Below are 279 nucleotides of genomic sequence, written 5' to 3'. Positions count from 1 at the left end.
TATTGATGAAATCGAAGGATTAGAAAATCGTAATGATTCTAACATTTCTTCAGGAGGAGTTAATGTTATCAATACTTTATTAGATAAATTAGATGGTTTTAATAGTAGTAATAAAAAAATTGTCTTAATGGGAGCAACTAATAACCTTCATAAAATTGATACCGCTTTACGCAGTCGTTTCAGTAAAGAAATCTATATCGGTCATTTAAAAGATCATGAAATTGAAGGTTATTTAAAACATATTATTGTTCCTTATCAAATTAGTTATCATACTTTCTT

The 279-nt window shown here is 26.2% G+C and carries 1 protein-coding gene; it reads left to right on the top strand.

Annotated elements, in window-relative coordinates; all coding sequences use genetic code 11:
• Positions 1-279: ATP-binding protein (locus RI01_RS02555; protein WP_034735249.1), on the top strand; the 279-nt coding region annotated here is incomplete at both ends.

Source organism: Italian clover phyllody phytoplasma str. MA1, assembly GCF_000300695.1.
Taxonomy (GTDB): domain Bacteria; phylum Bacillota_I; class Bacilli_A; order Acholeplasmatales; family Acholeplasmataceae; genus Phytoplasma.
This window is presented reverse-complemented; position numbering and strand designations above follow the sequence as displayed.